At 67.3% G+C, this 17077-nt stretch carries 22 protein-coding genes; 13 read left to right on the plus strand and 9 right to left on the minus strand.

From position 1 onward, the window contains the following. Nucleotides 1-11: 11 nt before the first annotated feature. The 6 genes from AB6732_RS12090 to AB6732_RS12115 all read left to right on the plus strand — a co-directional run bounded on the left by AB6732_RS12090 (nucleotide 12) and on the right by AB6732_RS12115 (nucleotide 6413). Nucleotides 12-1313: an ABC transporter substrate-binding protein gene (locus AB6732_RS12090; RefSeq protein ID WP_370960203.1), complete on the plus strand. Its 1302-nt coding sequence runs from the start codon at nucleotides 12-14 to the stop codon at nucleotides 1311-1313. Continuing rightward, the gene (locus tag AB6732_RS12095; RefSeq protein ID WP_370960204.1) at nucleotides 1310-2212 is read left to right on the plus strand and encodes a carbohydrate ABC transporter permease; all 903 of its coding nucleotides are present in this window, start codon (nucleotides 1310-1312) and stop codon (nucleotides 2210-2212) included. Before AB6732_RS12090 ends, AB6732_RS12095 begins: the two co-directional genes overlap by 4 nt. Further along, a complete protein-coding gene (locus AB6732_RS12100; RefSeq protein ID WP_370960205.1) occupies nucleotides 2209-3024 on the plus strand; it encodes a carbohydrate ABC transporter permease in 816 nt (271 codons plus the stop codon). The genes AB6732_RS12095 and AB6732_RS12100 overlap by 4 nt, the downstream gene beginning before the upstream one ends. A 103-nt stretch (nucleotides 3025-3127) precedes the next feature. Then, complete coding sequence (locus tag AB6732_RS12105; protein ID WP_370960206.1) at nucleotides 3128-4402, plus strand: family 16 glycosylhydrolase; 1275 nt, start codon at nucleotides 3128-3130, stop codon at nucleotides 4400-4402. Nucleotides 4403-4461: 59 nt separating this feature from the next. Next, nucleotides 4462-5115 carry a hypothetical protein gene (locus AB6732_RS12110; protein WP_370960207.1) on the plus strand — a complete coding sequence of 218 codons (654 nt, stop codon included), beginning with the start codon at nucleotides 4462-4464 and terminating at the stop codon, nucleotides 5113-5115. Beyond that, nucleotides 5112-6413, plus strand: coding sequence for a Gfo/Idh/MocA family protein (locus tag AB6732_RS12115; protein ID WP_370960208.1), 1302 nt, complete (start codon nucleotides 5112-5114; stop codon nucleotides 6411-6413). The genes AB6732_RS12110 and AB6732_RS12115 overlap by 4 nt, the downstream gene beginning before the upstream one ends. A 41-nt stretch (nucleotides 6414-6454) precedes the next feature. Here the strand turns inward: AB6732_RS12115 and AB6732_RS12120 are convergent, their stop codons facing one another. From AB6732_RS12120 to AB6732_RS12155, 8 genes are all read right to left on the minus strand, one after another. Beyond that, on the minus strand, nucleotides 6455-7384 hold the full coding sequence (locus tag AB6732_RS12120; RefSeq protein ID WP_370960209.1) for a diacylglycerol kinase family protein: 930 nt from the start codon (nucleotides 7382-7384) through the stop codon (nucleotides 6455-6457). A 268-nt stretch (nucleotides 7385-7652) separates the two neighbouring features. Beyond that, nucleotides 7653-7838 carry a hypothetical protein gene (locus tag AB6732_RS12125; protein WP_370960210.1) on the minus strand — a complete coding sequence of 62 codons (186 nt, stop codon included), beginning with the start codon at nucleotides 7836-7838 and terminating at the stop codon, nucleotides 7653-7655. 97 nt (nucleotides 7839-7935) lie between these two features. Beyond that, nucleotides 7936-8196, minus strand: a complete 261-nt coding sequence (locus AB6732_RS12130; protein ID WP_307498188.1) for a GlsB/YeaQ/YmgE family stress response membrane protein — start codon at nucleotides 8194-8196, stop codon at nucleotides 7936-7938. Nucleotides 8197-8240: 44 nt separating this feature from the next. Beyond that, nucleotides 8241-8852, minus strand: a complete 612-nt coding sequence (locus tag AB6732_RS12135) for a hypothetical protein (protein WP_370960211.1) — start codon at nucleotides 8850-8852, stop codon at nucleotides 8241-8243. Beyond that, on the minus strand, nucleotides 8852-9403 hold the full coding sequence (locus AB6732_RS12140) for a DUF6286 domain-containing protein (RefSeq protein WP_370960212.1): 552 nt from the start codon (nucleotides 9401-9403) through the stop codon (nucleotides 8852-8854). The genes AB6732_RS12135 and AB6732_RS12140 overlap by 1 nt, the downstream gene beginning before the upstream one ends. Next, nucleotides 9400-9792, minus strand: coding sequence for an Asp23/Gls24 family envelope stress response protein (locus AB6732_RS12145; protein WP_370960213.1), 393 nt, complete (start codon nucleotides 9790-9792; stop codon nucleotides 9400-9402). Before AB6732_RS12145 ends, AB6732_RS12140 begins: the two co-directional genes overlap by 4 nt. Before the next feature lie 4 nt (nucleotides 9793-9796). Further along, nucleotides 9797-9973: a DUF2273 domain-containing protein gene (locus tag AB6732_RS12150; RefSeq protein ID WP_107004201.1), complete on the minus strand. Its 177-nt coding sequence runs from the start codon at nucleotides 9971-9973 to the stop codon at nucleotides 9797-9799. 85 nt (nucleotides 9974-10058) lie between these two features. Then, nucleotides 10059-10577, minus strand: coding sequence for an Asp23/Gls24 family envelope stress response protein (locus tag AB6732_RS12155; protein WP_370960214.1), 519 nt, complete (start codon nucleotides 10575-10577; stop codon nucleotides 10059-10061). 165 nt (nucleotides 10578-10742) lie between these two features. Here AB6732_RS12155 and AB6732_RS12160 point away from each other — a divergent pair, with 165 nt between their 5' ends. The 5 genes from AB6732_RS12160 (at nucleotide 10743) to AB6732_RS12180 (ending at nucleotide 14820) form a co-directional block, all read left to right on the plus strand. After that, a complete protein-coding gene (locus AB6732_RS12160) occupies nucleotides 10743-11309 on the plus strand; it encodes an RNA polymerase sigma factor (protein ID WP_370960215.1) in 567 nt (188 codons plus the stop codon). After that, nucleotides 11306-11878: a hypothetical protein gene (locus tag AB6732_RS12165; RefSeq protein WP_370960216.1), complete on the plus strand. Its 573-nt coding sequence runs from the start codon at nucleotides 11306-11308 to the stop codon at nucleotides 11876-11878. Before AB6732_RS12160 ends, AB6732_RS12165 begins: the two co-directional genes overlap by 4 nt. Next, nucleotides 11878-12699, plus strand: a complete 822-nt coding sequence (locus AB6732_RS12170; RefSeq protein ID WP_370960217.1) for a glutamate racemase — start codon at nucleotides 11878-11880, stop codon at nucleotides 12697-12699. Before AB6732_RS12165 ends, AB6732_RS12170 begins: the two co-directional genes overlap by 1 nt. Nucleotides 12700-12775: 76 nt before the next feature. After that, on the plus strand, nucleotides 12776-13876 hold the full coding sequence (locus tag AB6732_RS12175) for a D-TA family PLP-dependent enzyme (RefSeq protein ID WP_370960218.1): 1101 nt from the start codon (nucleotides 12776-12778) through the stop codon (nucleotides 13874-13876). Nucleotides 13877-13935: 59 nt separating this feature from the next. Continuing rightward, nucleotides 13936-14820, plus strand: a complete 885-nt coding sequence (locus AB6732_RS12180) for a DUF2262 domain-containing protein (RefSeq protein WP_370960219.1) — start codon at nucleotides 13936-13938, stop codon at nucleotides 14818-14820. Nucleotides 14821-14830: 10 nt separating this feature from the next. On the opposite strand, the gene AB6732_RS12185 is transcribed toward AB6732_RS12180, so the two are convergent. Continuing rightward, complete coding sequence (locus AB6732_RS12185; protein WP_370960220.1) at nucleotides 14831-15508, minus strand: hypothetical protein; 678 nt, start codon at nucleotides 15506-15508, stop codon at nucleotides 14831-14833. Between the two features lie 80 nt (nucleotides 15509-15588). On the opposite strand from AB6732_RS12185, the gene AB6732_RS12190 reads away from it, so the two are divergent. After that, nucleotides 15589-16170: a carboxymuconolactone decarboxylase family protein gene (locus tag AB6732_RS12190; protein WP_370960221.1), complete on the plus strand. Its 582-nt coding sequence runs from the start codon at nucleotides 15589-15591 to the stop codon at nucleotides 16168-16170. Nucleotides 16171-16175: 5 nt separating this feature from the next. After that, nucleotides 16176-17075 (plus strand): RNA polymerase sigma-70 factor, encoded by a 900-nt coding sequence (locus tag AB6732_RS12195; RefSeq protein WP_370960222.1) that lies wholly within the window; start codon nucleotides 16176-16178, stop codon nucleotides 17073-17075. Nucleotides 17076-17077 lie beyond the last annotated feature (2 nt).

Genomic DNA, 17077 nt, shown 5'->3' on the forward strand with positions numbered 1-17077 from the left:
AGGAGCCGACCATGAAGTCCCGATCTACCACCCCTCTTGTGATGAGTGCCCTGCTGGCCATCAGCCTCTCCGCCTGCGCGCCAGGTGGAAGCGCTCCGGCCGCAGGAGACACCGAGAAGCCCTCGACCACGCTCGGTGCAGAGCAGGTCACCCTGACGGTCACTTCGACCCCTGAGTCGGGAGCGCCGCTGGCGAAGATCATCCCTGACTTTGAGAAGAAGTACCCGAACGTGAAAGTCGAAGTCACGAAGACGACCTTCGACGACTACAACAAGGGGCTGGCACTGAGCCTGGCCTCGAACAGCTCGCCCGACGTCGCACTGCTGAACATGATGGGCAACAGCGCCAAGAACAGTCTGGTGCGCAATCTCGACGAATACGCGAATCTCTATCACTGGGACACAGAGGTCGCCTCGACCCTTCTGGGACAGTGGAAGGTTGGCGCGGACAAGGTCAGCCTCGGCGGTGATCAGCTCTACGCCCTGCCCACCTCCGGCAGTGTGGTCGGGCTGTACTACAACAAGGATCTGCTGGCCAAGGCCGGCATCACGAATCCCCCCAAGACGCTGGATGAGTTCACTGCGGATCTGAAAAAGGCCAAGGACACCGGCCTGGCGCCGCTGCAGCTGGGTAATGCTCAGGGACACGCCTCCTTCCTGGTCCAGGCTGTCGGGCAAAGCATCGACGGCGCGGAGCCGGCGAACGCGTGGGCCTTGGGGAAGTCCGGGTCCACCTTCGACACCAAGGGCAACCGGGAGGGGGCCCAGAAGCTGCAGGATTTCGCCGCGCAGGGCCTGATCCCCGCAGATGCCAACGCTACGGACCTGCAGGGCGCGGTCACCAAGTTCGGTCAGGGCAAGGGTGCCTTCCTCATCGACGGAAACTGGGACGCGGCCGCCATCGAGAAGGCGCTAGGCGCTAAGGCAGGGTTCATGGTGTTCCCGGGCGCCACTCCCACCGCCATCGGTGGCTCGACCGCCTACGCGATCTCCGCCAAGAGCAAGCACCCGAACGCCGCCGCGGCGTTCCTCGACTTCCTCCGTTCGGATGCCGCCGCGCAGGCCTCTTTCGATGCCGGTTTCCTGCCGTTCAACACCAAGGCCATCACGGCCAAGCCGGGCCTGCAGAAGGACCTGGTCCAGGCCTACGGAACTGTCACCGAGGCCAACGGTGTGGTCAGCTTCAACAACAACGCCACCGCCTCGATGAACGACACCTTGACTCAGCAGACCCAGGAACTCGTGTCGAACAAGACCACGGTCGATAAGGTTCTCGCCGCGATCCAGACCGACTGGGCGGGCAGCCACAAGTGAGCCGATCCGTCCACCGTCGTCGAGGAACACCCTTCTGGAGAGGGAACGTCGCCTGGCTGTACCTGGCCCCGGCGCTCCTCTTCTACCTCGTCTTCGTCATCATCCCGTGGCTGAACTCGGTGTGGTACTCCCTGTACGACTGGGACGGCATCGGCGCCGCGACGTGGGTGGGGCTGCAGAACTACGTGACGGTGTTCACCGACCCGGAACAAGCAGCCAGCCTCACCCACGCCTTCGGCCTCATCGTCTTCTTCTCCGTACTGCCGATCTGCTGCGGGCTGGTGATCGCCGCTCTGGTCGCCGGCGACGCCAAGAGCCGCTGGGGTTGGGCACGGGCACTGATCTTCCTGCCACAGGTCCTGCCGCTGGTCGCCGTGGGCGTGGCTTGGAAATCCATCTACAGCGACGCCGGGCTGGTCAATTCCCTGCTGCGCGCCGTCGGGCTGGACTCGGCCGCCCGGCCGTGGCTCGGCGACTTCGACTGGGCCTTCCCGGCCGTCGGTTTCGTCGGGGCATGGGTCGGTACCGGGTTGTGCGTGGTGCTGTTCTCCTCGGCGATTCAGCGCATCGATCAGAGCCTGTACGAGGCGGCACGCCTGGACGGCGCCGGACCGGTCCGTGAGTTCTTCTCCATCACCATCCCGCAGCTCCGTGGTGAAATCGGTGTCGCCGCCACGGTCACCGTGATCGCCGCGCTGGCCAGCTTCGACATCATCTACGTGATGACCCTCGGCGGCCCCGGGACCTCCACGATGGTCCCCGGCGTGGAGATCTACCGCCTCGCCTTCAGCTACAACAAGGTCGGCCTGGCTTCGGCCCTGTCTGTCGCCCTGAGTCTGATCGTCTACGGCGTCGTGATCATCATCAATCTGTTTGCTCGACCGAAGGACACTCGATGACTCGCGCGACGCGTTTCACCACGGCGATCGTTCTCCTGGCCGCAGTCGCCCTGACCATCGTCCCCCTGATTTCCATCTTCTTCGCCTCAGTGCAAGAACCGGGCACCCCCGTCACCGGCCTGGCCTGGCCTGAAACACCTCACTGGGAGAACTTCGCCACCGCCTGGAGCGTGGGAGGCTTCGCCAAACTCTTCCTCTCCAGCGGCATCGTCGTGATCGGGGTGGTCCCTCTGGGCCTCATCCTGGCCACGCTGGGCGGATACGCCCTCTCGCGGTACCGCTTCCGCGGCAGCAGCGTCGTCGTCGCAGTGCTGCTGCTCGGTCTGACCCTGCCCCTGGAGTCGATCGTGCTGCCCCTGTACTACGGTCTGCGCGCCGCCGGGCTGCTGGACAGCTACTGGGCGCTGATCCTGCCGCTGATCGGGGTATTCATGCCCTTCGGGATCTTCTGGATGCGGTCACACTTCGACTCCCTCCCGACTGAACTGACCGAGGCGGCAGAAATGGACGGGGCTGGGGCCTTCACCGTCTTCGTCAGGATCCTGCTGCCCACGGCTAAGCCGGCCCTGGCCACCCTGGCGCTGCTCTACTTCATGTGGGCGTGGAACCAGTTCCTGCTGGCTCTGGTCCTCATCCAGGACCCCAGCCGACGAACCGCACCGGCAGGCCTGGGCCAGTTCGTCACCCAGTACGGCAAAGACATCCCCCTGTTGAGCGCATCAACGATCATCGTCGTCATCCCTGTGGTGATCGTCTACGCCATCTTCCAGCGGCAACTAGTTCGCGGGTTCCTGCAAGGGGCCGTCCGGTAACCCCCAGGACCGACCCCAAGCACCCGCCGACCGAGCCCACCGGGCACGCCGGCGGACATGCAAGAAGCAGTTCCAGCAATAGATCACTGAGGAGTAAGCATCAATGAAGAAGCACCTCGCCGTCCTGCTCACGGGCGTGCTCTCCGCCGGCACCCTGATGGGAGTCAGCCAAGCGGCCCACGCCAGCGACACACCACCCAGCCCCCTGACCAAACCCGGGTACACCCTGTCCTTTGACGAGGAGTTCAACGGAACCACCCTGGACAGCACGAAGTGGATGGACTACTACCTCCCACACTGGACCTCCAATCGGGAGAATGCCAAGGCTCGCTACACGATCTCCAACGGCGTGCTGAACGAACGGATCGACCCGGACACTCCAGCCTGGAACCCCACCTACGACAGCACGGTGAAGGTCTCCAGCATCCAGACTTACGACGCCGATTGGTGGCACCGGTTCAACAACACCATGCCCAATGACCACCACGAATCGTTCAACGGTTACACCATGAAGTACGGCTACATCGAGATGCGAGCCAAGCTGTTCAACGGCGGTGGCGGCGGCCACCAGGCACTATGGCTGGTCGGAACGGGCGATAAGAGTTCCGCAAACGGCAACTCCGAGATCGACATGCTCGAGACCTTCTTCAGCGCGCCCGGCACCTGGCGCCAGTGGGGCTACGGCTGGTCCGACCCGAACTTCGTCTCCCAGTGGACCGGATGCGTGTGCCAGCTGCCCGCAGGCTCCGGTGACACCCAGAACGAGTTCCACGCCTACGGGCTTGACTGGTCCCCGACGAAACTCGACTTCTACTTCGACGGGCAACTCTTCAAGACCATCAACGACGCGCCGAACGAAGCCATGGGCCTCATCCTGGGCATCTATACCGACGCCGGCTCCGGCGTGCACAACGACGTCTGGCCTAAAAACTGGCAAGTCGACTATCTGCGCACCTACTCCAAAGACGGCGGCTACCCGGGCGTCTATGAACGCATCAAGGACCGGCAGAACGGCAAGTACCTCAACATCGAAAACCGTACCGGCAACCTTGAATCCTCGGCTGTCCCGGCAACCTACTGGTCCAGCCAGTGGACCGAAGTGCCCACGACTGACGGGTACACGCGCCTGAAGAACCGGTGGACCGGCGAGTTTATGAACACCGCGCAGAACACCGGCACCGTCCAGGTCGGAACAGTGAGTCAGACACAACCATCCGCGGACTGGAGCCTGAACAACCTCAACGGCTACAAACGCATCGTGAACCGCCAGACCGGCGCCGCCATGAACGTTGAAGCCAACAACGGCCTCGTGCAGTACAGCAACATCCAGGACACCGCCTGGTCGGCCCAATGGGCCTTTGATTACGTGCAGAACTGACTCGGCACGCCCTCGACGGGTGGCCATGGTGACACGGCCACCCCTCCCAGGAGAACCCCATGAGAACCCGCACCAGTGCCACGGTGATCCTGATCGCCGCGGCCAGCGCCCTGTGCATCACGGCATGCAACGCCACCGCGCCCACCGGATCAGGCTCCTCCCTGGTCAAGTCACCGAGTCCCGCGGCCCTGTCCCCGACCATCCAGCCGGGCCAGAGCATCTGGCACCTGGCCAAGTCCGACGGAACAGCAGGAGCATCCGTCCCCGACGACGACCCGGACGTTCAGGCCGCCCAGAAAGTGGTCGCGCTCCATACTCGAACCGTCGATCAGCGCTCAGCGACGAACGTGGCGAGCAGCGTGGCCCAAGAAGAGACCATCTACACCAAGACCTTCACCACAGCCCTTAGCCGCAACGACTACGCCGGCAAAACGAAGAACCTCTTCACCACCTCACAGCTGGAAACACGCTCGCTCGCGATCGCCTGGTACGTCTCCACCCTGTCGCCCGACCGGAAAACCGCACACGCCGAAATCGACGCGACCTTCGACTTCGTCCGCGCCGAACCGGGGTTCCTGAGCACCAACCAGTTCGCCCTGAACAAGCCCTACACCCAGCACCGCACCCTCACCCTCGTAAAAGAGGGAAACCGCTGGCTCATCAACGACATCACCAAGCAACCGCTCACTCGGAAAGAAGGAAACGGGCAATGAACATCCCCCGCATCGCGATCGTCGGGGCAGGCTCCCGCGGGCTCAGCTACGCAAGACTCGCCGCCGATCAAGGAGCCCGGATCACCGCCGTCATCGACCCGGACCCGGCCCGAGTGCGCGCCCTGAAATCCGCCCTCCCACAGCAGAACATCCAAGAACTCGCGTCCTGGCAGGATCTCGCCGCCACCGGCACCGCCCTGGCGGACGCCGCAGTCATCGCCACCCCGGACCAGGAGCACGCCGAGCCTGCCATCGGCCTGGCCGGCGCCGGGCTGCACCTACTCGTCGAAAAGCCCATGGCCACCACTGAAGAACAAGCACGAGCCATGGTCGACGCCGCACGGCAGAACGACGTCATGCTGGCCGTCTGCCATGTGCTGCGGTACAGCGACTACTCACAACGCCTTTTCGGACTCGTCGACGCCGGCCGCATCGGTGACATCGTCTCCGTCGAACACCTCGAACCCATCGGCTGGTGGCACTTCGCGCACTCCTACGTCCGCGGCAATTGGGCGAAGGAGGCCACCTCCTCCCCCATGCTCATGGCCAAATCAAGCCACGACGTCGACTGGCTGCTCAGACTTGTCGGCCGCCCCGTGGAGGAAGTGTCCTCCTACGGCGGGCTCTACCACTTCCGTCCCGAGAACAAACCCGCCCAGGCCGCCGAACGGTGCCTCGACTGCCCGCTGCAGAACGACTGCGCCTACTCAGCGACCCGCATCTACCGCGGTTTCATCGGAGACCCCAGCTACGAACGCTGGCCCCTGGCAGTCCTCAACCCCGTCGTGACCGCACAGAACATCGAACGCGCACTGCGCGAAGGGCCGTACGGCAAATGCGTGTTCCTGGGGCAGAACGACGTGGCAGACCACCAGGTCGTGAACTTCCAGTTCGCCGGAGGAGCCACCGCATCCTTCACGGTCACTGCCTTCACTGATCTGGACTTCCGCAAGACCCGCGTTTTCGGCACCACGGGCAGCATCGAAGGCGACGGGCGATCGATCACCATCCACGACTTCGTGACCAACCACAAAGAGCACATCGATATCGAGGCCGAAGGCACCGGAAGCGCGGCCGATGGACACGGTGGCGCCGACGGCTCCCTCGTGCAGGCATTCCTCGATGCACTGCGAACCAGTGACTCCACCCGACTCTCCTCCCCGGAAGAAAGCCTGGCGTCGCACCGCGTCGTGTGGGCCGCAGAAGAATCCCGGCGGTCGGGCGCGAACATCCGCTGCGATACGGCACCGGTGTCCACGCCGAATTCACGCGCCGAGGAGCCGTCGAGGCTGAGGTGACCCTTCGGGTCCCTCGTCGCCCCCCGCGCCCGCCTCCCGCCTCAGCGGACCGTCAGGGCGCCCTCCTGGACGCTCACGGTGAACGAGGACACCTCGCCCAGGTCCTCGCCGTCGATCTCCAGAATCCGCGGCTCCGAGAGCTCCACGGTGAGGCGCCGAGCCTGCCGGTGGGACACCGAGTCCGAATCGACCGTGGATTCCTCCTTGCCGATGAACTTCCGGATCCCGTTGTCCCAGAGGTAGGACCGTGCGGTGTCGAGCCAGGTGCCGATGCCGTCCGCGCTGAGAAGGGCCAGGTCCAGAAGACCGTCGTCCGGCTCCGCGTCCGGGAAGACCACCATGCCACCCTGGATGGTGCCGCAGTTCCCCACCAGAAGGGTGTGCGCGGAGGTCTCCCAGGGCTCCTCGTCATCCAGGGTGAGCGTGAGGTCGAGGACGTCGCTCGTGCCGATCGCACGGCCGATCGCCTCGACGTAGGCGAGCCAGCCGGCACGGGACTTGAGGTCGTCGTCGGTCTCGGTGATCATGTGGGCGTCGATCCCGATGCCGGCCATGACAGCCGAGGCGTGCTTCTCCGCGACGCCGTCGATCTCGGCCTCGACCCAGGCCAGGTCGATCTTCCGGGGCTCTTCCCCAGCGATCGCGCGCCCGAGCGCGTCTTTCAGGCTGCCGAGCGGGACGCCGAGGTTGCGGGCCAGAAGATTCCCGGTGCCCAGCGGCACGATGCCGAGCGGGACCTCGGCGTCGCTCCCGGCGAGCGTTTCGGCGACGGCTCGCACGGTGCCGTCGCCACCTGCGGCGATGACGACGTCGGCCCCGTCCTCGAGGGCTCGCCGCGCGGCGCCCTGTCCGGGATCCTCCGGGTCGGTCTCCCACCAGGAGACCTTGGCGTCCGGGAATTCGGCGAGCGCCGCTTCCAGGTCCTCACGGGAGACTTTCGACGGGTTCCAGACCAATCCGATGCGCTGCATCGGTCCCTCCTTCTCGTCCGGGTGTGAGGGGCGCGAGCCGGGAGTGAAACCCTCAGCCCAGACCTCTCCGCACTCCTTCGATGCGAATGATGTTGTAATTCTCATGCATTCCCGGCGAACAACCTACGGGCAGCCGCGGAATCGCCGGACCGAAAGCTGTGGCCCGGGCGACGCCCGGGCCACAGCCTCTTCAACCGCCGCGCCGTGGGATCGCCACGGCCGCGGAGCGCTGATCACTTGACTTCAGGGATTCACCTGGATTCAGCAATCACGCGCCCTGCCGGCTGACCTTGGCAAGCTTCCGGCGGACCTTCTTGGTGGTGTTCCCGGTCAGAAGGCGCTCGACCTGGTGACGGAGATCCTCGTAGTCCCCGTCCCTCTTCTTCGCCTTCACCACCCCGATGCGGTACGCCGCCGCGGCGACCAGGGCCAGGATCAGAATGTTCTTTCCCATGACGACCTCATTTCCTCCAGATGCTTGAACTCTTTGTGGGCCGGATGAGCTCCGGTCCCGGACGCCGGGCAGATGACCGCCCGGCGCCTGCGCCGCGTCAGGAGCGGCGCTTGGTGACGAATCCCCAGATGACCAGCACGATCAGCGAACCGCCGATCGCCAGCAGCCAGGAACCCAGCGACCAGAAACTGTTGATGCCGGTGTTGAACACGGCGGATCCGATCCAGCCGCCGAGCGCGGCGCCGATGACGCCGAGGATCAGCGTCGCGAACCAGCCGCCGCCCTGCTCACCCGGCATGATCGCCTTGGCGATGGCGCCGGCGATGAGGCCGAGAATGATCCATCCGATGAAACCCATATGTCTACTCTTCTTTCAGGTGGTGGTGAAAAGTCCGGCCGTGGTCAGCCGGAGTGGGACGCCGCAGCGCCCGCAAGATTCAGATGCCCCGGATCCTGTTTGGCCGGAGCGGAGACGTCGAACCGCACGTGCCGTCGCGTGAAGCCCACGCCCAGCACGGTCTCCATGTCGGGGATTAGCCGCTGCTCCACCAGTTCCATCGCCTCCACGGCGTCGGCGTCCGAGCGCAGCGTGTACTTGGCGTAGAGCACGGGCTCCTTCGCGCTGCCGCTGATGCGGACTCCGGCCGCGCTCACGGTCGGGTGGGACGTGGCGGCGTTCTCCGCGGCCCGGGCGATCACCGCGGTGTCGATCTGGGTCATCGCTCCTCCTGAGCGGTCACTGTGGAAACGGAAAGTGTGCGTGGCGGGCTTCGAGGGCAGCGCCGTCAGGATCACCCAGAGGGCGAGCAACACCAGGACGGCGCCCGCTATCACGACCGCGACTCCCGCCTGATCGCCCTGCCACGGGATCAGCCCGACGGGCTTCTCCGGCACCGTCACACCCCAGGAGGGAAGGACGGTCCGGCCGAGCAGCACCAGTGCCGCAGCGGCCCCGAGGACCAGGACCGCGAGGATCAGCAGCACTCGCTGCCGGGGTCCGTGGGTCTTCCACATCAGCCTTCTCCCTTCCTGAGCACCTGCACCTGGACCTGCGGCACACGCCGCAGCGGCAGGCTTTCGAGCACGGTCTCCGCGCGGCGCCGGACATCGTCGCGGATGGGCGCGGTGGTCCGGACCGGAGTGCGCACGACGACGCGCACACTCTTCTCACCGGACGTCACCGAGGCGGAGGAGACTCCGTCCGCGCGCTCGGCGGCGGCGCGCACGAGGGCGGAGAGCCCCGCGGCGGCCAGCACTTCCTCGCGGCCGGCGCCGGCGTCGTCGCCCTGGAGCAGCACGGTGGCCCTACCGCCAGGGAGGACCGCCGCGAGCAGGAACACCAGCGCGAGCACGGCCAGGATGGCGCCGATGCCCACCCAGAGCGGGTCCTGCCAGCCGGCCGCGGCGAGCTGGGAGAGCCAGCCGTTGACCGGGTCCGGCCAAGAACCATTGGACAGGCGTGCCGCCCCGGCCCACAGGCTGAGGCAGCCGACGGCCAGCGCAAGCAGCGCGGCGAGCAGGATCGCCACTGTGCGCGCCGGGCGCACATGCCAGAAACGCTTCACAGGAGCCTCCTTCGCTCGTTCGTGTCGTCCGGGTTCAGCCAGGACACGGTGATGTCCACCTGGGTCCGGGTGACGCCCGCGTCACGCCGGAGCCTTTCGTCGACCCGCTGCCGGACGGCATCGCAGGTCTTCTCGACGGGGCTCGGATAGCGCAGGCCCAGGTCCAGTCGCACCACCGCGGTGCTGCCGAGGATCTCGACCTCGGCGCGTGGCCTGCGGTCGAAGTCCCGTCGCTGCGCCACGCCCAGGACTCCGCCTGCGGGCGCGCCGACCCCGTCGACTTCCCGGGCCGCCTGCGCCGCGATCTTGGCCAGCACGGCAGCCGGGATGTGCGTGTTGCCCCGGCCGTCCGGCCGGGATTCCGCTGTCGCGATCTCATGAGTGGTCATGAGCTCACCTGCGGCGTTGCTTGAGGAATCCGCTCACATCGGTGCGGTTCTGCAGCACCCATCCGACGGCGCCGCCCACCAGGGTGAAAAAGGCGACGACGATCAGCTGGGTGAACGAGCCGAACGCGATGATCAGGCCGATCACGATGCCGGCGGCCAGGCCCCAACGTGTTGCATTCATGTCTGCTCCTTGTGTGGCAGCTTGCTCTGGCGGCTTACGGGCCACCGGGCGGGGCGGCCTGGACAGCCGTCCCTGCCCGTGGTGGTCACTTCAGTTCGTCACGCCCGGAGTCGGACGAGGTGTCGTCGTCGTCCTCGGGCAGGTGCACGTCGGAGACGTCCACGTTGACCTCGATGACCTCGAGGCCGGTGGCGCGCTCCACGGCGGAGATGATGTTCGCGCGGATGTCCTGGGAGACCTCCACGATGGAGAAGCCGTACTCGACGACGATGGTCACGTCGATGGCGGCCTGCTGCTCGCCCTTCTCCACGTTCACGCCGCCGGCGGTGTTCGCCGACGCGCCCGGGATGCGCTCCGCGATGGAGTTGAACGTCCGGCGGGCCGCGTTGCCCATGGCGTAGACGCCGGGGACCTCGCGCGCTGCGATAGAGGCGATCTTCTGGACCACGCGGTCCTCGATGGTGGTCTTGCCGTGGTCGGTGTGCAGCGGGCCCGTGGGGCGGGTCTCCTGCTGCTGCTCGTGCTGCTGCGCTGCTTCGCGCTTCGCCTGGCGTTCCGCTTCCTCACCGGTGGGCTTCACGACGGGGCTGACATTCTGCGACATGGTCACTCCTTGCTTCTCAGTCTTGCTGTCGAAAACGCTGGACACAGAAGAAGACGGAGCGGACACCGGAATCCTCACGCGGCATTTCCGTGATCTGCATCACATGGCGTGAGGGGTTCTGGGACCCCGCTCCCGCTTACTCCCATCCTGCCTTAGGCTGGCCACATGTCACAGGGGGTTCCCGACTCACTCGTTCCCTGGGTGGGCCGCGCCCAGGAGGGTGATCCGGCCGCCTTCGAACACCTCGTCACGCGCCTGAACGGTCCCTTGCGGAGCTTCGCCCGCGGCGTGCTCGGGCACTGGGCGGAAGCCGAGGACGCCGTCCAGGAGGCCTGGCTGCGTATCTGGCGACGGCTCCCCCATCTGAAGGACCGCGCAGCCTTCACCGGCTGGGCGTACTCGATCACCCGCAACGTCTGCCTGGACAGGATCCGTTCGCGGGATAGGCTCAAAGCCGACTCCCTCGACGCTCAGGTCCTGGAGCTCGCGGCCCCCGAGGACGCGCAGCCCGAAAAGCAGACCGAGCGCCGTCTGGAACTGGAGCGGGCGTGGAGTCGCGTGGCCGCCCTGCCCCTCGCACAGCGCGAGGCGTTCCTCCTGGTGGCCGTGCACGGGCTGAGCTACCGGGATGCCGCACTCGCCATGGGAAGCACCGAGACCACCCTGCGCGGACGCCTGGCACGAGCCCGCGCGGCCTTGACCACCGATCCTGGAGAGGAGGCGACGCCATGAGCACCCTGCCCTGCGGCAGGACACGCGATGACGTCCTGCAGAATCTCGACGGGCCACCCGATGCCCACGAAATCCAGTGCCCCTGGTGCCACGCCGAGCGTGCCCGCCTGAAGGACCTGGACACCGGCCTGGCCACGCTCCTGCGCAGCGAAGACGAGGATCAGGCGAACGACGACGGCGCGATCGCCGCCGTGATGCGCGCGGTCCGCGAGAACCTCCGTCCTCTGCGCAGCACCCGGGCGATCGCCGCCGACGGTGGCGAACCGGTCAAGGTGACGTCGCTGGATCTCGCCGACGCCGTGCGGAACGTGTTCGGAGGAATCGCCCGCATCCAGGTGAACTACGTGGACGTCCGGCCCGAGGACAGCGACTCCCCACATGTGCGCTGGCGCGCGGAATGCGCCGTGAGCGTGGCCCCGGACAGCGATCTCACGGAGGTCGAGTCCGCCGTGGTGAGCAAGGTGTCCGAGGGTGTGCGCGCCGTCGTGGTGGCCGAGCACCTCGTGGTCGACGTGACCCTGGAGGACGTGCACGGCGAGACCCTCCGGCACGCGGTGCGGGACTCGTGATGACAGTGGAGACTTTCACCGGCGCCGAGGCGCTGCACCGCCCCGTCGGCATCTTCGACGCGGGAATCGGCAGCTACGACCTGGTGCGCCGCATCCGCGCGGCGTACCCCCGGCAGGACGTGCTGTACCTCGCCGATCGCGCGAGTTTCCCCTACGGGGCCAAAAGCGAGGAGGCGCTGCTGGCCAGCGTCGGCCGGGCGGCCCAGGCGCTGGAATCCCTGGGCGCGGGTTCGATCATCCTCGCCTCGAACGCGCCGAGCGTGACGGTCCTCGAACCACTGCGCGCTCGGGTGCGGGTGCCGATTCTCGGCGTGGTTCCGCCCGTGCGCTCGGCCCTGGCCTCGCTTCCCGGCGACAGCACGCTCGTCGTGGCCGGGGCGAGCGTCCTGATCCAGAGCCCTGCGCTCGGCCGGCTCATCGCGGACGCCGCGGGCCTGGAGGCGCACCGCGTGCACGCCGTGGCTGCCGACGGTCTCATCGGGCTGGTCGAATCCGGGGCGTTCCTCGACTTCGCGAAGGTCGAACAGCCCATCGCCGCGTTCATCGCGGCCCTCCGCGAGCAGCACCCGCGGCTGCGCGGCCTGTCCCTGTCGAGCACCCACTTGCCGTGGCTCGCACCCGCGATCGCCCAGGTGGCGCCGGGCCTGACCCTCTTCGACCCTGCGGACGAGGTCGTGGAAGAGTTCGCGCCACTGGCCACGCCCGGATCCGGGCGGCTCGTCTGCATCGCCACGGAATCCGAGGAGCACCCCCTCGACGAGTTCCAGTCCATGCTGACGAGACTGCGCCTTGACATCACTCCGGCGCTCGTCGAGCTCTGACGAGGCGGAAAACCTCCCCGCGGGGTGCGGGAGCCGGCGATCATGACCCCTCGATCCGGTGCGGCAGAATGAAGCCATGCACAGCATCCCGGACGAGATCGAGACCCCTGCCATCCTGGTCGAGCGGGACATCCTGCACCGCAACATCGACCGCATGGCCTCACGGGTGCGGGAACGGGGTCTGGCGCTCCGGCCCCATGTGAAGACGCACAAGATCCCCCAGATCGCGGCGCTTCAGCTCGAAGCGGGTGCGGTAGGCCTGACGGTCGCCACGATCGGCGAAGCGGAGGTCTTCGCCGACCACGGTGCCACCGACCTGTTCATCGCCTACCCCCTGTGGCTCAGCCGGGCGAAGGCGGAACGTCTCACGGCGCTCTCGCAGCGGGCACGGATCGCGTTCGGCACGGATTCCGTCGAGGCGATCCGGGAGGCCGGCCGGCTGTTCGGTCCGGCGGCCGCGGAATTCGGCGTGCTGGTCGAGATCGACAGCGGTCATCACCGCAGCGGCGTGCGGCCCGAGGACGCTTCGGTGATCGCCGACGCCGCCCGCGACGCCGGTTTCCGCGTCGCCGGCGTCTTCACGTTCCCGGGTCACAGCTACGCCCCGGGCATGCCCGGCACGGCGGTGGACCAGGAGGGAGCGGCCCTGGACCAGGCCGCCGTCGCGCTCCGGGAGGCCGGGCACGACGTCACCGTCCTGAGCGGAGGCTCGACGCCGACGGCGCTGCTCACCGGGGACTCGGTCGCCACGGAGCTGCGGCCGGGTGTTTACGTGTTCGGAGACGCGCAGCAGCTCGAACTCGGGCGCTGCGCGCCGGAGGACGTGTCCCTGACCGTGGCCGCGACCGTGGTCAGCCGCCACGAAGGCGGTGCCGGAATTCCACGCCGGATCGTGCTCGACGCCGGCAGCAAGATGCTCGGCGGCGACCGCCCCGCGTGGGCGAGCGGCTTCGCCCAGGTCCAGGAGGAGCCCGACGCGCGCGTCAGCGCCCTGTCCGAACACCACGCGACGGTCCTGTGGCCCGAGGACGCACCGCTGCCCGCGCTGGGCAGCAGGCTGCGCCTCATCCCCAATCACGTCTGTGTAGCGGTGAACCTGGTCGATGAGGTCACCGTCGTGTCGGGTGGCGCCGTCGTGGACCACTGGAAGATCGCGGCACGGGGCCGCAACGCCTGAGCGTCTCTAGCTTTCTGGAGGGATCGCGACCTTGACACCTACCCGGTAGGGTGACCCGTATGTCGGGGGATCAGGAACGCCTGGATTTTGAGAAGCGGTACGCGTCAGACACGGTGGAGATCACCGTCCTCACCGGTCAGCACACCGGTGGGGCGGGAAAAGCCGGTGGCGCGATTCTCTGGACAGCCTCGGCCGATGTGCTGGCCTACCGGGACGAAAACGACTCGGAGGTGACGGAATCAGGCCGCCTGTCGTGGCTCGCGACCGACGAGCAGCGCGACACGTGGATTCACGACCTCAAGCCGCTGACCCAGTACGTGGTCAGAGCACGCCGCGCGACCCCGGATCCTGCCGAGTACGCCAAGTACAAGCTGCCTGTCCCTGATCTCTCGCACCACTTCGCCCTTGACGAGGTGGTGGAGCGGGACGTGCAGAACCGCTTCCTCCTCGGGTGGAGGGACCAGTGGATCCGGCCCGTCAGCATGTCCACCGACATCGGCGATTTCGAGCTCGATCGCGCCTTCGGGTGGTTCTCGGGCCTGATCACGCGGGACGACGGCGACATCTCGGTGACGCTCGCCGTCGATGAACCCACCGTTCTGGGCGCCGAGACCTGCCGTGCATCGTTCGCCTGCCTGCAAGCGCTGGTCGCCGATCTGCCGGGCATCGACGCACGATGGCGGGCGTTCGCCGCGGAGAAGCTCACCGACCTGGCCAACGATTGGCAGGAAGACGCGCAGGAAGACGAGCAGGATGAGGCGGCGCCCGAAGCTCCGATCACCGCCGACACGTTCGCCCGGCGTATCCGCCTCCGCGAGCTCTCCATCGACGCGGATGGTTCGATGACCGCCTACTACGACGATGACGAACTGTTCTGGGGCCACGTGATCCTCATCGAGGTGGCAGCCGACGGAACCCTGGGCGACGCCTCCATCGCCGGTTAAGGCCCGTCCCTCAGGCGTGTTCGGCGTCGTAGCGGACCTTGAGGGCGCCGCGCTTGACCTTCAGTTCGAGCACGCGGACATCCTTCAGCTGAGACAGGTCCGAGACGTGCGTGCCGCCGCACGGCTCCGCGTTCACGCCCTCGATCGTCACGGTGCGGTGCCCGGACTCATCGGTCGCGGCGGTGACGGCGCCGCCCCGGGCGAGCACGGCGTCGAACGCCTCCTGCAACTCGGCGCGCACCGCGTCCCGCAGCTCCGGCGTCGCGAGCTCTGATTCCAGGCCCTCCGGGTTGAAGTCGAGGCGCGCCTGGCCCGGGTAGTGGCTGTGGCCGGCGCTCTGCCAGCCGCGCGCCTCGCCCAGGTGGCCCAGGACGTGCCCTGCGGTGTGGAGCGCGGCGTGCTGCTTGCGCAGGGTCTCGTCGATCGCGCAGACCACCTCGGCGCCCTCGTCCAGGGCGAGCCCGTCCCCGCTCAGCACCACGAGACCTTCCTCGGTGCGGGACGGGACCACGGGAACACCGTTGACGGTGCCCTCGTCGGACGGCTGACCGCCGCCCTTCGGGTGGAAGATGTTCGGGCTCACGGCGACCCAGGCGCCGTCGTCGTCCTGGCCTGCGGCTACCACCTGGGCGGGGGATTCGAAAAGGTAGCTGTCCCGGTAATAGGCCTGGTCCTGGGAAATGGTCATGGTTTCACCTTATCTGTCACAGATCGGCCCCGGCCGGTGTCTTCATGGCATCAGGATCGGAACACACCTCAGGAGGAGTCATGACCACCCGCATCCCCGCCACCGAGATCACCGGCCTCTACGGAGCCCTGGTCAAGAAGTTCAGTGCCAAAATGTTCGGCCGCGTCCCGGAATCCCTGGGCGTCATGTGGCACAGCCCAGGCGTCCTGAAAGCCTCGATGGGTTTCGGGCAGAAGCTGCAGAAGTGGAATCACTGCGACGAGTCGCTGAAGTCCTACGCTCACATGGCCGTGGCCTCGTACATCGGCTGCAGCTGGTGCCTCGACTACAACTACTTCATGGCCTACAACCAGGGCCTGGACCTGGAGAAGGCTCGCCAGATCCCCTGCTGGCGGGACTCCGACATCTTCACGCCCCTGGAGCGCGACGTCCTCGAATACGCCGAGGCCATGACGAGCACCCCGGTCACCGTGACCGATGAGCTCTCGGCCCGGCTGCTGAAGGCACTCGGGGCCCCGGCCCTCGTGGAGCTGACCAGCGTCATCGGCTTCGCGAACCTCACGACCCGCGGCAACGTGGCGATGGGCATCGAGTCCGAGGGCTTCGCCGAGGCCTGCGAGCTGAAACCCCTCGCGGCACGCAGCGGCCACGGGGTAGCCTGAGCGCCATGAGCAGCCTCGGCGACACTGAGAGCACGGACCCGTTTGTCACCCACCGCAGCCTGCTCTTCACCGTGGCCTACGAGATGCTCGGCTCCGCCGCGGACGCCGAGGATCTGGTGCAGGAGGCCTGGCTGCGGTGGGCCGGGCTGGATCCGGCCTCCCGCGCGGAGGTGCGCGACCCGCGCGCCTATCTGGTCCGGACGGTCACGCGTCTGGCACTCAACCAGTTCCGGACCCTGGCGCGGCGGCGCGAGGACTACATCGGGGAATGGCTCCCCGAGCCGGTGCTCACCGTGCCGGATGTGGCCGACGACGTCGAGCTGGCCGAGAGCGTCTCGATCGCCATGCTGACGGTGCTGGAGTCGTTGTCGCCGATGGAGCGGGCGGTGTTCGTGCTGCGCGAGGTGTTCGACACCCCGTACGAGGAGATCGCCCAGGCGGTGGACAAGTCGCCGGCCGCGGTGCGGCAGATCGTCAGCCGGTCCCGCTCCCACGTGGCCGCGCGGCGTCCTCGCGTCCACGTCGACCGCGGCGAGCAGCGCGAAGTCGTGGAACGGTTTCTGGCGGCGGTGAGCACCGGAGATGTGCAGGGCCTCATGGATGTCCTGGCGCCCGACGTCGTGCTGATCGCCGACGGCGGCGGCCTGGCTCAGGCGGTCAGAGTGCCGGTGCTCGGCCTGAAGAAGGTCATCAACCTGCTCAAGTCCTTCCCGCAGGCCGCGGTCAATCCGCGCAGCTCGGTGCTGTGGCTCAACGGCCTGCCCGGCCTGCGCATCGACGACGAGGTGGCGGGCCCGACGCTCATCAGCGTCGCCGTGGAGGACGGACGGATCACCCGGATCTTCGCGATGCGGAACCCGCAGAAGCTCGGCGCCGTGGAGGAGGAGACCCGGCTGACGCGGTGAGC

Origin of the sequence: Arthrobacter sp. RCC_34, from assembly GCF_041360795.1 — a bacterium.
In the GTDB taxonomy this organism is placed as follows: Bacteria; Actinomycetota; Actinomycetes; order Actinomycetales; family Micrococcaceae; genus Arthrobacter_E.

Coding starts and splice junctions, on each gene's coding strand:
- AB6732_RS12195 (WP_370960222.1), top strand. CDS start 16,176: ATGAGCAGCCTCGGCGACACTGAGAGCACGGACCCGTTTGTCACCCAC.
- AB6732_RS12155 (WP_370960214.1), bottom strand. CDS start 10,577: ATGTCGCAGAATGTCAGCCCCGTCGTGAAGCCCACCGGTGAGGAAGCG.
- AB6732_RS12125 (WP_370960210.1), bottom strand. CDS start 7,838: ATGGGAAAGAACATTCTGATCCTGGCCCTGGTCGCCGCGGCGGCGTAC.
- AB6732_RS12190 (WP_370960221.1), top strand. CDS start 15,589: ATGACCACCCGCATCCCCGCCACCGAGATCACCGGCCTCTACGGAGCC.
- AB6732_RS12145 (WP_370960213.1), bottom strand. CDS start 9,792: ATGACCACTCATGAGATCGCGACAGCGGAATCCCGGCCGGACGGCCGG.
- AB6732_RS12110 (WP_370960207.1), top strand. CDS start 4,462: ATGAGAACCCGCACCAGTGCCACGGTGATCCTGATCGCCGCGGCCAGC.
- AB6732_RS12185 (WP_370960220.1), bottom strand. CDS start 15,508: ATGACCATTTCCCAGGACCAGGCCTATTACCGGGACAGCTACCTTTTC.
- AB6732_RS12180 (WP_370960219.1), top strand. CDS start 13,936: ATGTCGGGGGATCAGGAACGCCTGGATTTTGAGAAGCGGTACGCGTCA.
- AB6732_RS12105 (WP_370960206.1), top strand. CDS start 3,128: ATGAAGAAGCACCTCGCCGTCCTGCTCACGGGCGTGCTCTCCGCCGGC.
- AB6732_RS12150 (WP_107004201.1), bottom strand. CDS start 9,973: ATGAATGCAACACGTTGGGGCCTGGCCGCCGGCATCGTGATCGGCCTG.
- AB6732_RS12120 (WP_370960209.1), bottom strand. CDS start 7,384: ATGCAGCGCATCGGATTGGTCTGGAACCCGTCGAAAGTCTCCCGTGAG.
- AB6732_RS12135 (WP_370960211.1), bottom strand. CDS start 8,852: ATGTGGAAGACCCACGGACCCCGGCAGCGAGTGCTGCTGATCCTCGCG.
- AB6732_RS12160 (WP_370960215.1), top strand. CDS start 10,743: ATGTCACAGGGGGTTCCCGACTCACTCGTTCCCTGGGTGGGCCGCGCC.
- AB6732_RS12100 (WP_370960205.1), top strand. CDS start 2,209: ATGACTCGCGCGACGCGTTTCACCACGGCGATCGTTCTCCTGGCCGCA.
- AB6732_RS12165 (WP_370960216.1), top strand. CDS start 11,306: ATGAGCACCCTGCCCTGCGGCAGGACACGCGATGACGTCCTGCAGAAT.
- AB6732_RS12130 (WP_307498188.1), bottom strand. CDS start 8,196: ATGGGTTTCATCGGATGGATCATTCTCGGCCTCATCGCCGGCGCCATC.
- AB6732_RS12115 (WP_370960208.1), top strand. CDS start 5,112: ATGAACATCCCCCGCATCGCGATCGTCGGGGCAGGCTCCCGCGGGCTC.
- AB6732_RS12170 (WP_370960217.1), top strand. CDS start 11,878: ATGACAGTGGAGACTTTCACCGGCGCCGAGGCGCTGCACCGCCCCGTC.
- AB6732_RS12090 (WP_370960203.1), top strand. CDS start 12: ATGAAGTCCCGATCTACCACCCCTCTTGTGATGAGTGCCCTGCTGGCC.
- AB6732_RS12175 (WP_370960218.1), top strand. CDS start 12,776: ATGCACAGCATCCCGGACGAGATCGAGACCCCTGCCATCCTGGTCGAG.